This is a genomic window from Kribbella sancticallisti (assembly GCF_039530625.1).
In the GTDB taxonomy this organism is placed as follows: domain Bacteria; phylum Actinomycetota; class Actinomycetes; order Propionibacteriales; family Kribbellaceae; genus Kribbella; species Kribbella sancticallisti.
This window is the reverse complement of the sequence record NZ_BAAAOS010000007.1, coordinates 226,266-239,136: the sequence shown is the minus strand read 5'-3', so window position 1 is coordinate 239,136 and position 12,871 is coordinate 226,266. Positions and strand designations below refer to the sequence as shown.

The following is a 12,871-nucleotide window of genomic DNA, read 5'->3' as shown; positions in this document are numbered from 1 at the left end:
GAGATGGCAGACGACTACAAGGCGCACCGGCTGGAGGGCCGCGTCGCGGTGGTGACCGGCGGGGCGAGCGGGATCGGCCTGGCCAGCGTCCGGCGGCTGGCCGGCGAGGGCGCGAAGGTCGTCATCGGCGATCTCGACCCGGCGGCCGGCAAGGCGGCCGCGGACGAGGTCGGCGGCCTGTTCGTGGCCACCGACGTGACGAACCAGACCGAGGTCGAGAACCTCTTCCGGCAGGCCTACGACACCTTCGGCTCGGTCGACATCGCCTTCAACAACGCGGGCATCTCGCCGCCCGAGGACGCGTCGATCCTCGACACCGGGCTGGACGCCTGGCGCAAGGTGCAGGAGGTCAACCTGACCTCGGTCTACCTGTGCTGCAAGGCGGCCATTCCCTACATGCAGCGCCAGGGCAAGGGCTCGATCATCAACACCGCCTCCTTCGTCGCCCTGATGGGTGCCGCCACCTCACAGATCTCGTACTCCGCGTCGAAGGGCGGCGTGCTCGCGATGAGCCGGGAGCTCGGCGTCGAGTTCGCCCGCGAGGGCATCCGGGTGAACGCGCTGTGCCCGGGACCGGTGAACACGCCGTTGCTGAAGGAGCTGTTCGCCTCCGACCCGGAGCGGGCCCAGCGCCGGATGGTGCACGTCCCGGTCGGGCGCTTCGGCGAGCCGGAGGAGATCGCCGCGGCGGTCGCCTTCCTGGCCTCCGACGACTCGTCGTTCATCACCGCCAACACGTTCCTGGTCGACGGTGGCATCTCCGGCGCGTACGTGACGCCGCTGTAGCTACCCTGAGCAGACGACCACGGGGAGAAGGTGGCAGGTGAGCGAGCACGCCGACCCGGCGGCCCGGGCCGACGACGCCCTGTTCCGCCCGGTGCGGGCCGGCAACCCGTTCGAGGAGACCGTCGAACGGTTGCTCCAGGCAATCAAGCTCGGGGTGGTCGCGCCCGGCGACCGGCTGCCGTCCGAGCGCGACCTGGCCGCCCGGCTGAGCGTCTCCCGGGTCACCCTCCGGGAGGCGATCCGCGCCCTGACCGAATCCGGGTACGTCGAGTCCCGCCGCGGCCGGTACGGCGGGACGTTCGTCAACGACCGGCTCCCCAAACCCCGCCGGGTCGCGCCCAAGCGGCTGGCCCGGGAGCTCGGCAGCGGCCTCGAGGACGCCCTCGTCCTCCGCGCCGCGCTGGAGGTCGGCGCGGCCGAGGCCGCCGCGTCCCGCGACCTGAGCGACGAGGAGCGGGACCACCTGGGCAGCCGGCTCGCCGACACGGCCGGTGCCAAGCTCGCCGACTACCGGCGGATGGACTCGCGCCTGCATCTGGCCATCGCCGAGGCCAGCGGATCTCCCTCGCTCACCTCGGCGGTGGCCGACGTCCGGATGCGGCTGAACGCGCTGCTCGACGCCATCCCGCTGCTCGAACGCAACATCGTCCACTCCGACGAGCAGCACCAAGCCGTCGTCGAGGCGATTCTGGCCGCCGATCCGGCGACGGCGCGCCGGGCGATGCAGGAACATGTGGCCGGCACCGCGGCGCTGCTCCGGGCCTTTCTGACCTGATCCCCTCTCGGCGCGTTTTGGGCGACACGCCGCGGAATTGCGCAAGGGTGAGCGCAGTACCGGATGAACGGATAGGTAACGAGGTGGTGGCCGGGCGGTCTCCATATGTGACACTCGCCGTGTCCATTGGCACTCGACTGTGATGTCGGCGAATGTAATCCTTCGGGGAGAATGTGGATCGATGACTGACGACGAGCTGGTCGGGCGCGCCGGACTGGTCGAGCGTGCCAAGAAGCAGCTCGAGACCAGTGGCTCCGTGCTGCTCTACGGCCCGACCGGGGTCGGCAAGTCCGCCGCAGCCCGTGCGCTGGTCGCGGAACGCACCCGGGCGGGCTGCCGGGTGCTGAGCGCCGCACCCTCACAGAGCGAGGCCGGCCTGCCCTATGTCACGCTCCTCGACCTCCTCTCGAACCAGCTCGAGCTCGCCTGGCAGGTGCTGCCCGACCACCTCCGCCAGCCGCTGGAAGTAGCCCTGCTCAAGGCGAGCGCGCCGGACACCGTCCGGGACGAGCTCGCGGTGCGCCTCGCAGTACTGCACGTACTGCGTCGCCTGGCGGCCTCCGGGCCCGTGCTGCTCGTGGTGGACGACATCCAGTGGGTCGACCCGTCCAGTCTCGAAGTGCTGACCTTCTGCGCGCGCCGCCTGACCGAAGGCGTCCACATGCTCGCCACCGAGCAGGTGGCCGACGGCGATCTCCCGCTGATGGCCGAGGCCTGCCCCGAGCCGGTGCTGCAGGTGGAGGTCCCACCGCTGGCCGAGGCCGACGTACTGGCTCTGCTCCGCAATCGGCTCTCCAGCCCGCTCCCGGTGCGTACCGCCCGGCGGATCTTCACCGCGAGCGCCGGCAACCCGTTCATGGCGCTGGAGCTCGGCCGAGCCGTGCTGCGCCACCCGCAGGGCGTCTCGCCGAACGACCCGCTGCCGGTGTCGAGCCGCCTGAAGACCCTGCTGGGAGACCGGCTCGCCGACCTCAGCCCTTCGACGTACGAGTTGCTGCTGCACGCGGCCTCGTCGCCGCGGCCCACGACCAGCCAGCTCGCGCAGTCGCTGGACCGTTCTCTCGACGCCGAGCTGACCGAGGCGGAAGCACTCGGGCTGATCGATGTGTCGTCCGAGCGGCTGCGGTTCACGCACCCGCTGCTCAGAGAGTTCGTGTACGCCGAGGCGTCGTCCGCGGCCCGTCGGCAGGCACACGCCCAGCTGGCAGCCGTGGTGGACGAGCCGGTCGAGAACGCCACCCACAGGGCGCTCGCGACGCAGGAAGCCAACTCAGAGCTGGCAGCGACGATCGAGGAAGCAGCGATCGTCGCAGGCGGGCGAGGAGCTCTCGGCGCGGCCGCGACGCTCTGGCGGCTCGCTGCCGAGCGCACTCCGACGGACGCGCAGGACGACCGGGCCAGGCGGTTGTCGAGCTCGGCGGACGCTGCTGCCGCGGCCGGGCACCTGGTGGAATCCGCCGAGATGGCGCGCCTCGCAGTACAGGCTGCGACGACTCCGGAGACCAAGGTCGGGGCGCTGCTGCTCCTGGTGGACGCGGCCTGGCCCGAGCGGGACCAGCGGCTGGAGCTACTCGCTGACGCCTTCGCCGCCGCCGACGGAGACGACCGGCTGGAGGCACGGGTCCGGATCATGCGCAGCCACAGCGCGTACTTCGACCGCCGCCTCGACGACGCGCAGGAAGACGCCCGGGTGGCCGAGCGGCTCGCCCGCAAGTGCGGCGACATCGAGGGCGTCGTCGACGCGCTGAGCGCGGCCAGTTCGGTGCAGATCGCCCGCGGCGGCGAGCAGACCGCCGATGCGCTGCTGGAGCAGGCGGCCGAGCTCTCCCAGGGACTGCCGCTCACCAAGACCGTGGTCAACGCCCGGCAGATGGCCGCGATGCGCGAGCTGTTCCGCGGCCGGACCAGCGAGGCGATCGAGGCGATCAGCGCGCTGGTCGACGAAGTACGGGCCGGTGGCGCGGTTCGCTGGCTGGCCTCGGTGCTGGTGTCGGCGACGGCGATCTACGAGCGCAGCGGGCATGGTGCGGCGGCGGTCGCGGCCGGGCACGAGTGCTACCAGTTGATGCAGGATCTGGGTGACGAGCCCGAGGTCGGCCTGGTGGTCGCCTGCCGCGCGGAGTGGGCCGGCGGTACCGCGACGATGGCGCGCGAGCTGGCCGAGGCGGCACTGGAAGGCGTCCGGCTGGTCGGCAACGACGAGTGGAACGGCCCGGCGCTGGCCAGCCTCGGCCTGGTCGGCGTGCTCACCGGTGATCCGCAGCGCGCGGTGGAGGCGTTCGACGCGATCGCGGACTCCGTCGAGGCCGCCATGCCGTTCGACCCGGCGGTGATCCCGTGGCACGCGGACTATGCCGAAGCCCTGGTCGCGGCCGGCCGGCTGGACGATGCAGCGGCGCTGATCGCGGAGATCCGGGAGCGGGCCGAGACGCTGGATCGTGGCGTCGTGATGGTTGGCCTGGCCCGGTCCGAGGCGCTGCTGATCGCCAAGCAAGGCGATCCCGCCGCCGCGTTGGAGCTGCTGGAGAAGACGATCAGTACCGCGGGGGACCACGTCTACCCGCTGGATGTGGCCCGCTGTGAGCTGACCCGCGGCCGGGTGGCCAGGCAGGCCCGCCGCCGGTCGGTGGCGCGGACCGCGTTCCTGGACGCGATCGAGCAGTTCGAGGCGTACGGCGCACCCGCCTGGCGTGAGGTGGCCGAGACCGAGCTGGCGCGACTCGACGTACCGAGCCGGAGCCGGCAGCCGTCGGAGCTGACCGACAACGAGCTGCAGATCGTCGCGATGGTCCGCGACGGCTCCACCAACCGCGAGATCGCGGCGGCGCTCTACCTGAGCGTCAAGGCGGTCGAGTCGCAGCTGACCCGGCTGTACCGCCGCTTCGGCGTGGCCAACCGCACCCAGTTGCTGCGCACGGTCGACCGCGGCAGTTCCTGACGGTCCGAGTGAGGTGCGGCCCGCCCTCGCTACGCGGCACGAGGGACAATGGTTGGGTGAAGCTCGAGCGAAAGCACGCCCTGGTCCTGATCGGCATCGCCGTCTGGAACGTCGTCACCTACGTGACCTTCATCAAGAACCTGGCCGGCACCTCCGGGCGCCCCACCGGGTACTACGTCGCCCACACGGTGCTGATCGTGGTGAACCTGTTCATCGCCGCGCTGCTCGGCAACTGGGGGTATCGCGCCTTCAAGGCGTCCCAGAGGGAGAAGATCAAGGCCTGACGAAGGCTGCCGGCGTCACGCCGAGCATCTTGCGGAAGTGCCGGTTCAGGTGCGACTGGTCGTAGAAGCCGGCCAGCCCGGCGACCTCCGCGGGCGGCCTGCCCTCCAGCAGGAACCGCCTGGCCAGGTCGACCCGCCGCCCGGTCAAATAGCGATGCGGCGGCATCCCGTACTCCCGGCTGAACGCCCGCACCAGGTGCGCCGGGTGCGCGTGCACGAGCTTCGACGCCTCGTCGAGGGTGATCCCAGTCGGCAGATGCCCGTCGAGCACCTCTCGTAGCTTCGCCGCCACCCCGGCGTCGCGACGGTCGGGCGGGTCGGTGACCTGCCGGCGCAGATGCTGCTGCAGCCGCTCCTCGATCAGCGTGAGCCGGCTCTGGGCCTCCAGGTCCTCGCGCCCATCGACGAGTACGCCGTGCAACTGGTGGAGGCGGCGCCGCAGTACCGGGTCGACGTACTCCGGGTGGTCGACCGCCGCGCCGACCAGGCCTTCACCGCCCAGCCTCTGCGGGTCCAGGTAGAGCACCCGCTTGCGGAATCCTTCGGGGTGGACCGAGCGGCCGTCGTGCGGGACGTTTGGGGGTAGCAGCGAGACCTGCGCCTGGGCGAGACCGTGCTCGCGGTGGTCCAGGTCGTACCGGACCGCGCCCTCGTCCACGATCAGCACGGTCCACGCGTCGTGCGTGTGGCTCGGGTAGGCGTGCGACGGGAAATAGGCGTGCAGCACCTCCACGACCCCGTCGATCCCGGGTCGCCAGGCCCGCACCTGCGCGCCGCCGCTCATAGCTCAGAACATACTCTCGGGGACGGAATCATCCCCTGGGAGAGGTGGGCGGCTTGAAGGTCTACATCAGCGCGGACATGGAAGGCATCACCGGACTGGTCGACGCAGAGGACGTCCAGCCGCCTGGGCGCGACTACGAGCGCGGCCGGGTGATGATGACCGAGGACGTGAACGCGGCCGTCCGCGGGGCCTTCCTGGGCGGCGCGACGACGGTCCTGGTGAACGACGCCCACGGCCCGATGCGTAACCTGCTGCCCGACCTGCTCGATCCCCACGCCACCTTGATCAAGGGCCGCCCGAAGCCGATGGGGATGATCGAGGGCCTCGGCCCGGAGTACGACGTGGTCCTGTGCGTCGGCTTCCACGCCCGCGCCGGCGTCCTCGGGGTGCTCAGCCACAGCTTCATGGGCCACGAGATCGAGGACATCTGGCTGGACGACCAGGTGGTCGGCGAGATCGGCCTCCTGCACGACGCCGCCGCCGCGTACGGCGTACCGGTCGCGCTGCTCACCGGCGACGACACCGCCTGCGCCGAGATGAATGCCTGGGACTCCACGGTCGCCACGGTCGCGGTCAAGCACGCCAAGGACCGCTTCGCCGCCCAACTCGTCCCGGTCGCCGAGGCGCGTGCCGCCATCGAGTCGACCGCCCACAAGGCGCTCCGCGCCACCCGGCCGACCCCGACGGTCAACCGCACGACCCGCCGCCTCACCGTCCGCTGGCAGAACGCCTCGGTCGCCAACCACCTCCCGGCCATCCCCGGCGTCACCCGCACCGACGACCGCACAGTCACCGTCGACGCCCCCATGCCCGACCTCTACCGCCTCTTCAACCTCTTCCTCCGAGTAGCCACCGCCGTAACCACCAACCCGCCGTACTGCTAGCGGGCAAGCAGCAGCTTGACAGCGGCTGGGAGGCCCAGGCCGAGGCTCAGGTGGTGCCAGGCCTGGGAGAAGGAATCGCGGAAGCGGGCGCGCAGCGTGAAGGCGATGGCGGTGATGAGCGCCTGGCCGACGGCGAACAAGATGATGCCGCCGACGAATTGTGGCCCGGTGCCGCCGGTGAACTGGAGGGAGAGAATCCAGAGGACGCCGACCAGCCAGGCGAGGAATCCGAGCACGTACGCAGCGGCCAGAGCTCGGGCTTTCGGGTGTTCCGTCCAGGTCATGGACGTCAGTATGACGGTGAGAGCCGGGGTGTCGCGGTTTCAGGGAGTGCGGAGGATCGCCCATTGGTAGTGCATCGAGGTGCCGTCCTGCCAGGTCTCCCATTGCTCGAGGTTTCCGTGCCGCTGTAGGGCGGTGCGGAGTGCGTCGTCGGTGCGGATGCTGAAGAAGCGGGCCGGCCCGAAGCCGGAGCTGTCCTCCCACAGCCTCTCGCCGCCGTCCTGATCTCCCCACAGCCCGATCGCGAGCGGCGCGCCGGGGCGGAGTACGCGAACGATCTCCGTCAGCGCCGCGTCGAGGTCTTCGTCAGCGACGTGCAGCAGCGTGCTCATCGTCCAGCCGGCGTCGAAGCTGGAACTGTCGAACGGCAACTCCAGCACGGAAGCAACCTGAGCCTCGAGCCCGAGCGACCGGCAGGCACTCACACTCTCCGGCGCAAGATCGACACCTGTATAGCCGAAACCCGCCGCCGCGAAGGCCTGCGCGTCCCGACCTGGACCACACCCGATCTCCAGGACGCTTCGGAGCCCTTCGAGCTTCAGCTGCTCGAGGTACGCCGTACGCCGCTCGACCCGAGGAGCCGGCAACTCCCGATCGGCACGGTTCTGCACCTCGTTGTCGTAGTACGCGACGAGATCGGTCTCGCGCCGGGCGCGGGCGGTGTCGTTCATGTTTAGAACGTACAAGACCTGGAACCCCTCGCGGAGGCAGATTTGGTCTTGTGGATAACGTGAATGAGCCGATCCGGTTCGATACCAAGATCGCGGTGTTGCTGCGAGACGACCTGGCCACCTGGCAACGGTTGAACGTGACGGCGTTCCTGGTCAGCGGCATCGCGGCGACGCAACCCGAGCTGGTGGGGGAGCCGTACGAGGACGCGGACGGTACGCAGTACCAGCCGATGTTCCGCCAGCCGGTCCTCGTCTTCGAGGGCACCAAGGAACTCATGAGCACCGCCCACCAGCGCGCCCTCAGCCGGGAGATCACCCTCGCCGTCTTCACTCAGGAACTATTTGCCACCGGCAACGACCGCGACAACCGCGCCGCCGTGAAGGCAGTCCAGCAGGGCCAGCTCGACTTGGTCGGCCTGGCCCTGCACGGCCCGAAGAACGCAGTGGACAAGATCCTCAAGGGCGCCAGGATGCACCCCTAGCGCGGTTCGAAGTACTGCCAGGTCTTGCCTCGATCGGTGCTGGTGATGGCCTGGCTGTTCTTGCCGTCCACGGGATACCTGCTCGCGTAGACGAACCCGTTGACACTGTTCAGCTCACCGAGGTCGGCAGGTGGGGTGAACGCCGCACCTGCACCCGGCATCCCCGAACGACAACGTCCCGAAGAACCTCCGCGGGTTCTTCGGGACGTCGAGGACGGACAGCGTCAGACGCGGCGGAAGATCAGGGCTCGCTTGACCTCTTGGATGGCCTTGGTGACCTCGATGCCGCGGGGGCAGGCGTCGGTGCAGTTGAAGGTGGTCCGGCAGCGCCAGACGCCCTCCTTGTCGTTCAGGATCTCCAGCCGCTGCTCGGTGCCCTCGTCGCGGCTGTCGAAGATGAACCGGTGCGCGCCGACGATCGCCTGCGGGCCGAAGTACTGGCCGTCGGACCAGAAGACCGGGCAGGACGTCGTACAGGCGGCGCAGAGGATGCACTTGGTGGTGTCGTCGAAGCGGTCCCGGTCGGACTGCGACTGGATCCGCTCCCGGGTCGGCTCGTGGCCGCTGGTGACCAGGAACGGCATCACCGAGCGGTAGGCGTCGAAGAACGGCTCCATGTCGACGACCAGGTCCTTGAGCACCGGCAGGCCCTTGATCGGCTCGACGGTGATCTCCTTCTCCGGGTTCAGGTCCTTGATCAGCGTCTTGCAGGCCAGCCGGTTGCGGCCGTTGATCCGCATCGCGTCGGAGCCGCAGACACCGTGGGCGCAGGACCGCCGGAACGTCAGCGAGCCGTCCTGCTCCCACTTGACCTTGTGCAGCGCGTCGAGCACCCGGTCGGTCGGCTGCAGGGTGACCGAGTAGGTCTTCCACTCGGCCTCGTCGACGACCTCGGGGTTGTACCGAAGGATCTTGACCTTGACGTCCATCAGTACTTCCGCTCCATCGGCTTGTAGCGAGTCTGGACGACCGGTTTGTAGTCCAGCCGGATGTTCACCGTGCCCTCGTCGTCGACCGACCGGTAGGCCATCGTGTGCCGCATGAAGTTCACGTCGTCGCGCTTGTCGTAGTCCTCCCGGAAGTGCCCGCCGCGGGACTCCTTGCGGGCCAGCGCGGAGACGACCAGGACCTCGGCCAGGTCGATCAGGAAGCCGAGTTCGACCGCCTCGAGCAGGTCGGTGTTGAACCGCTTGCCCTTGTCCTGCACCGCCACGTTCGCGAACCGCAGCTTGAGCGCCTCGATGTCGGACAGCGCCTGCTTCAGCGAGCCCTCGGTCCGGTACACCTGCGCGTTCAGGTCCATCGTGGCCTGCAGGTCGTTGCGGATCGCCGCCACCCGCTCGTGCCCGGTCGCGGTCCGCATCCCCTCGATCAGGTCCACCACGAACTGCTCCGGCCCGGCCGGCAGTTCCTCGAAGTCGGCGGTCGCCGCGTACTCCGCCGCGGCGATCCCGGCCCGCCGGCCGAACACGTTGATGTCGAGCAGCGAGTTCGTGCCGAGCCGGTTCGCGCCGTGCACGGAGACGCAGGCGACCTCGCCGGCGGCGTACAGGCCGGGGATGACGTCGTCGTTGTTGGCCAGCGCCTCGCCCTTGATGTTGGTCGGGATGCCGCCCATCGCGTAGTGCGCGGTCGGGAACACCGGGATCTGCTCGGTGTACGGCTCGACGCCGAGGTAGGTCCGGGCGAACTCGGTGATGTCCGGCAGCTTCGCGTCGATGTGCGCGGGCTCCAGGTGGGTCAGGTCGAGCATCACGTACGCGCCGTCCGGGCCACAGCCACGGCCTTCGCGTACTTCGTTCGCCATCGCCCGGGCCACCATGTCCCGCGGCGCCAGGTCCTTCACGGTCGGCGCGTAGCGCTCCATGAACCGCTCGTTGTCCTTGTTCCGCAGGATGCCGCCCTCGCCGCGAGCGGCCTCGGACAGCAGCACGCCGAGCCCGGCCAGGCCGGTCGGGTGGAACTGGAAGAACTCCATGTCCTCCAGCGGCAGGCCCTTGCGCCAGACGATGCCCATCCCGTCGCCGGTCAGGGTGTGCGCGTTCGAGGTGGTCCGGAACACCTTGCCGAAGCCGCCGGAGGCGAACACGATCGACTTGGCCGAGAAGATGTGCAGCTCGCCGGTGGCCAGTTCGTACGCGACCACGCCGGTGGCCCGGCCGGCCACCATCAGCAGGTCGAGCACGTAGAACTCGTTGAAGAACTCGACGTTCTGCTTGATGCACTGCTGGTAGAGCGTCTGCAGGATCATGTGGCCGGTGCGGTCGGCCGCGAAGCAGGACCGCCGGACCACGGCCTCACCGTGGTTGCGGGTGTGGCCGCCGAAGAAGCGCTGGTCGATCTTGCCCTCGGCCGTCCGGTTGAACGGCAGGCCCATCTTCTCCAGGTCGAGCACCGCGTCGACGGCCTCGCGGCACATCACCTCGGCCGCGTCCTGGTCGACCAGGAAGTCGCCGCCCTTGACCGTGTCGAAGGTGTGCCACTCCCAGTTGTCCTCCTCGACGTTGGCCAGCGCGGCGCACATGCCGCCCTGGGCCGCGCCGGTGTGGGACCGGGTCGGGTAGAGCTTGGTGAGCACCGCGGTCCGGGTCCGCTTGCTGGACTCCAGGGCGGCGCGCATCCCCGCTCCGCCCGCGCCGACGATGACGACGTCGTACTGATGGCGCTGCATGGTGAACTGTCCTTACTTGCTGCAGACCGACAGCGTGGAGCTGGGGTCGAGGCAGGGGTCGAAGGTGAAGATGACCAGGGTGCCGAGCACGACGATCACGATCGAGGCGGTGATCAGCAGCGCCTTCAGCCAGAACCGGCTCTGGTCCTTCTCGGCGTAGTCGTTGATGATCGTGCGCATCCCGTTGGTGCCGTGCAGCATCGCCAGCCACAGCATCAGCAGGTCCCAGACCTGCCAGAGCGGATTGGCCCACTTGCCGGCCACGAAGGCGAAGTCGAGCGCGGTGATCCCGCCGCCCAGCATCAGGTTGACGAACAGGTGGCCGAGCACCAGCACCACCAGGGCGAGGCCGGACAGCCGCATGAACAGCCAGCTGTACAGCTCGAAGTTGGTCTGGCCGGACCGGTTCCGGCCGCCGCCCTTGAGCGAGCGGGCCGGACTGGAGGAACGCGGCCGAGCGATTTCAGGCGTGGTCATCGGGCCTCCCGGTCTGGACTGAGGAGTGGAGGGAGCCCGGTCATGGGGCCTCCCGGTCTGGACTGAGGAGTGGAGGGAGCGAAGCGACTGGAGCGACGAGGTAAGACCGGGAGTTCAAGCCCCATGACCCGCCGCGCCGGAGGCGCGGCCAAAAGCACAGCGACTGGAGCGACGAGGTAAGACCGGGAGGCAAAGCCCGATGACCCTCCGAGCCGGAGGCGAGGCATTGACTCAGCCTCCGAACACGTGCATCAGGTGCCGGATCACAAACGGCACGAACAGGACGACCCAGACGATCCCGACGCCGATCATCATCTTGCGCTGGTTGCGCGGGCCCTTGGCCCAGAAGTCGACCAGGATCAGCCGGATGCCGTTGAAGGCGTGGAACAGGATGGCGCCGACCAGCCCGACCTCCATCAGTCCGACGATCGGGTTCTTGTAGGTGCCGATCACCTCGTTGTAGGCCTCCGGCGAGACCCGGACGAGCGCGGTGTCGAGCACGTGCACCAGGAGGAAGAAGAAGATCCCGACGCCGGTGATCCGGTGCCCTACCCACGACCACATGCCTTCGTGACCGCGGTAGAGGGTCCCGATGGGTTTGCTGGGCAAACCGATCCTCCGATCGGACGACAGACCAGAGCCGGTGAACGCGGCGACTCCGGGGCGTCAGTTCAGCAAAGGGGCCGCGATCGGCTCGGCCTGGAAGGGAACCAGGCCGTTCTTGATGCTATCGCTGCGGTGCGCCCGTTCTGGCCCGCTGCCGTGTGACATCGCTCTCGGAGGCTGCTCCGTTTCGGCCGGCTGAGCGCCGGCACAGCGCCGCCGATGCCGCCGGTGACGGTCTCGTCACACCACTCGGGCGGTCCGCGGACCGGCCTGTTGACTTCAACCGCACTTGAGCGCCGAGGCTTCGGTGGACCCCGCGGATGGGGCCGGATTGGCCCATGGCGGAGGACCTGACCGGGCCTAGTGTCCTGAGGACACTAGCGTGGGGATTGTCGACAGATGAGAGGGGATGACTGTGAGTTTCTGGATCTGCGAGACCTGTGCGGTCGAGCATTCCGAGCAGGTCGGGGTGTGCGCGATCTGCGCCGACGAGCGCCAGTGGGTGCCCGCCGACGGTCAGCGCTGGACGACGCTGGAGGAGATGACCGCGGCGGGTACGACGGTCAGCATCAAGGAGGTCGAGCCCGGCCTGTACGGCGTCACGTCGGAGCCGCCCACCGGGATCGGCCAGCAGGCGATGCTGGTGCAGACAGCCAAGGGCAACCTGCTCTGGGACCCGATCGGCTACGTCGACGACGACGCCGTACGCCGGGTCCGGGAGTTGGGCGAGGTCGCCGCGATCATCGCGAGCCACCCGCACATGTACGGCGTACAGGTCGAGTGGAGTCACCGGCTCGGCGGAGTACCGGTGTACGTCTCCGAGGCGGACGCCGAGTGGGTCGCCCGGCAGGACCCGGTGATCCAGACCTGGTCAGGCAAGCTGACCCCGCTCCCGGGCATCACTGTGATCCAGCCCGGCGGCCACTTCCCCGGCAGCGCGGTGACCCACTGGTCCGAAGGCGCCGACGGCAAGGGCGTCATCCTGTCCGGCGACACCATCTTCGCCAACCCCGACCGCACCTCGGTCAGCTTCATGCGCAGCTACCCCAACCGCATCCCACTGTCCGGCCCGGTCGTCGAGCGGGTCGCCCGCTCCCTCGACGTCTTCGACTATGACCGCCTCTACAACAACTTCGGCGCCTCCATCCCCACCGACGCCAAGTCCGTAGTCCACCGCTCCGCCGCCCGCCACGCCGCCTGGACCCGCGGCGACTACGACCACCTCACCTAG

15 protein-coding genes are annotated in these 12,871 nt (G+C 69.3%); 7 read left to right on the top strand and 8 right to left on the bottom strand.

The annotated features are described in order from the left end of the window. Positions 1-3 precede the first annotated feature (3 nt). The 4 genes from ABD255_RS04290 (at position 4) to ABD255_RS04275 (ending at position 4,783) form a co-directional block, all read left to right on the top strand. Positions 4-786 carry a 3-oxoacyl-ACP reductase gene (locus ABD255_RS04290; RefSeq protein WP_344209954.1) on the top strand — a complete coding sequence of 261 codons (783 nt, stop codon included), beginning with the start codon at positions 4-6 and terminating at the stop codon, positions 784-786. Between the two features lie 37 nt (positions 787-823). Next, positions 824-1,561 carry a FadR/GntR family transcriptional regulator gene (locus ABD255_RS04285; RefSeq protein WP_344209951.1) on the top strand — a complete coding sequence of 246 codons (738 nt, stop codon included), beginning with the start codon at positions 824-826 and terminating at the stop codon, positions 1,559-1,561. Positions 1,562-1,742: 181 nt separating this feature from the next. After that, positions 1,743-4,499 carry a helix-turn-helix transcriptional regulator gene (locus ABD255_RS04280; protein WP_344209950.1) on the top strand — a complete coding sequence of 919 codons (2,757 nt, stop codon included), beginning with the start codon at positions 1,743-1,745 and terminating at the stop codon, positions 4,497-4,499. A 56-nt stretch (positions 4,500-4,555) separates the two neighbouring features. Beyond that, on the top strand, positions 4,556-4,783 hold the full coding sequence (locus ABD255_RS04275; protein WP_344209949.1) for an SCO4848 family membrane protein: 228 nt from the start codon (positions 4,556-4,558) through the stop codon (positions 4,781-4,783). Here the strand turns inward: ABD255_RS04275 and ABD255_RS04270 are convergent. Further along, entirely contained in the window at positions 4,773-5,567 is a 795-nt protein-coding gene (locus ABD255_RS04270) for a helix-turn-helix transcriptional regulator (protein WP_344209948.1), read from the bottom strand. The genes ABD255_RS04275 and ABD255_RS04270 overlap by 11 nt on opposite strands. Positions 5,568-5,620: 53 nt before the next feature. On the opposite strand from ABD255_RS04270, the gene ABD255_RS04265 reads away from it, so the two are divergent. After that, the gene (locus tag ABD255_RS04265) at positions 5,621-6,451 is read left to right on the top strand and encodes a M55 family metallopeptidase (protein ID WP_344209946.1); all 831 of its coding nucleotides are present in this window, start codon (positions 5,621-5,623) and stop codon (positions 6,449-6,451) included. On the opposite strand, the gene ABD255_RS04260 is transcribed toward ABD255_RS04265, so the two are convergent. Beyond that, positions 6,448-6,735: a hypothetical protein gene (locus ABD255_RS04260; protein WP_344209944.1), complete on the bottom strand. Its 288-nt coding sequence runs from the start codon at positions 6,733-6,735 to the stop codon at positions 6,448-6,450. The genes ABD255_RS04265 and ABD255_RS04260 overlap by 4 nt on opposite strands. A gap of 39 nt (positions 6,736-6,774) precedes the next feature. Then, positions 6,775-7,404: a class I SAM-dependent methyltransferase gene (locus tag ABD255_RS04255; RefSeq protein ID WP_344209942.1), complete on the bottom strand. Its 630-nt coding sequence runs from the start codon at positions 7,402-7,404 to the stop codon at positions 6,775-6,777. 50 nt (positions 7,405-7,454) lie between these two features. Between ABD255_RS04255 and ABD255_RS04250 the strand changes: the two genes are divergently transcribed. Continuing rightward, positions 7,455-7,886, top strand: coding sequence for a DUF2000 family protein (locus tag ABD255_RS04250; protein WP_344209940.1), 432 nt, complete (start codon positions 7,455-7,457; stop codon positions 7,884-7,886). Here the strand turns inward: ABD255_RS04250 and ABD255_RS04245 are convergent. The 5 genes from ABD255_RS04245 to sdhC all read right to left on the bottom strand — a co-directional run bounded on the left by ABD255_RS04245 (position 7,883) and on the right by sdhC (position 11,643). Further along, positions 7,883-8,047, bottom strand: coding sequence for a hypothetical protein (locus ABD255_RS04245; protein WP_344209938.1), 165 nt, complete (start codon positions 8,045-8,047; stop codon positions 7,883-7,885). The genes ABD255_RS04250 and ABD255_RS04245 overlap by 4 nt on opposite strands. Before the next feature lie 63 nt (positions 8,048-8,110). After that, on the bottom strand, positions 8,111-8,815 hold the full coding sequence (locus tag ABD255_RS04240) for a succinate dehydrogenase iron-sulfur subunit (protein WP_344209936.1): 705 nt from the start codon (positions 8,813-8,815) through the stop codon (positions 8,111-8,113). Further along, on the bottom strand, positions 8,815-10,557 hold the full coding sequence (gene sdhA, locus ABD255_RS04235) for a succinate dehydrogenase flavoprotein subunit (protein ID WP_344209934.1): 1,743 nt from the start codon (positions 10,555-10,557) through the stop codon (positions 8,815-8,817). Before sdhA ends, ABD255_RS04240 begins: the two co-directional genes overlap by 1 nt. 12 nt (positions 10,558-10,569) lie before the next feature. Then, a complete protein-coding gene (locus ABD255_RS04230; protein ID WP_344209932.1) occupies positions 10,570-11,034 on the bottom strand; it encodes a succinate dehydrogenase hydrophobic membrane anchor subunit in 465 nt (154 codons plus the stop codon). Positions 11,035-11,265: 231 nt separating this feature from the next. Then, positions 11,266-11,643, bottom strand: a complete 378-nt coding sequence (gene sdhC, locus ABD255_RS04225; RefSeq protein WP_344209930.1) for a succinate dehydrogenase, cytochrome b556 subunit — start codon at positions 11,641-11,643, stop codon at positions 11,266-11,268. 406 nt (positions 11,644-12,049) lie between these two features. Between sdhC and ABD255_RS04220 the strand changes: the two genes are divergently transcribed. Next, on the top strand, positions 12,050-12,871 hold the full coding sequence (locus ABD255_RS04220) for an MBL fold metallo-hydrolase (RefSeq protein ID WP_344209928.1): 822 nt from the start codon (positions 12,050-12,052) through the stop codon (positions 12,869-12,871).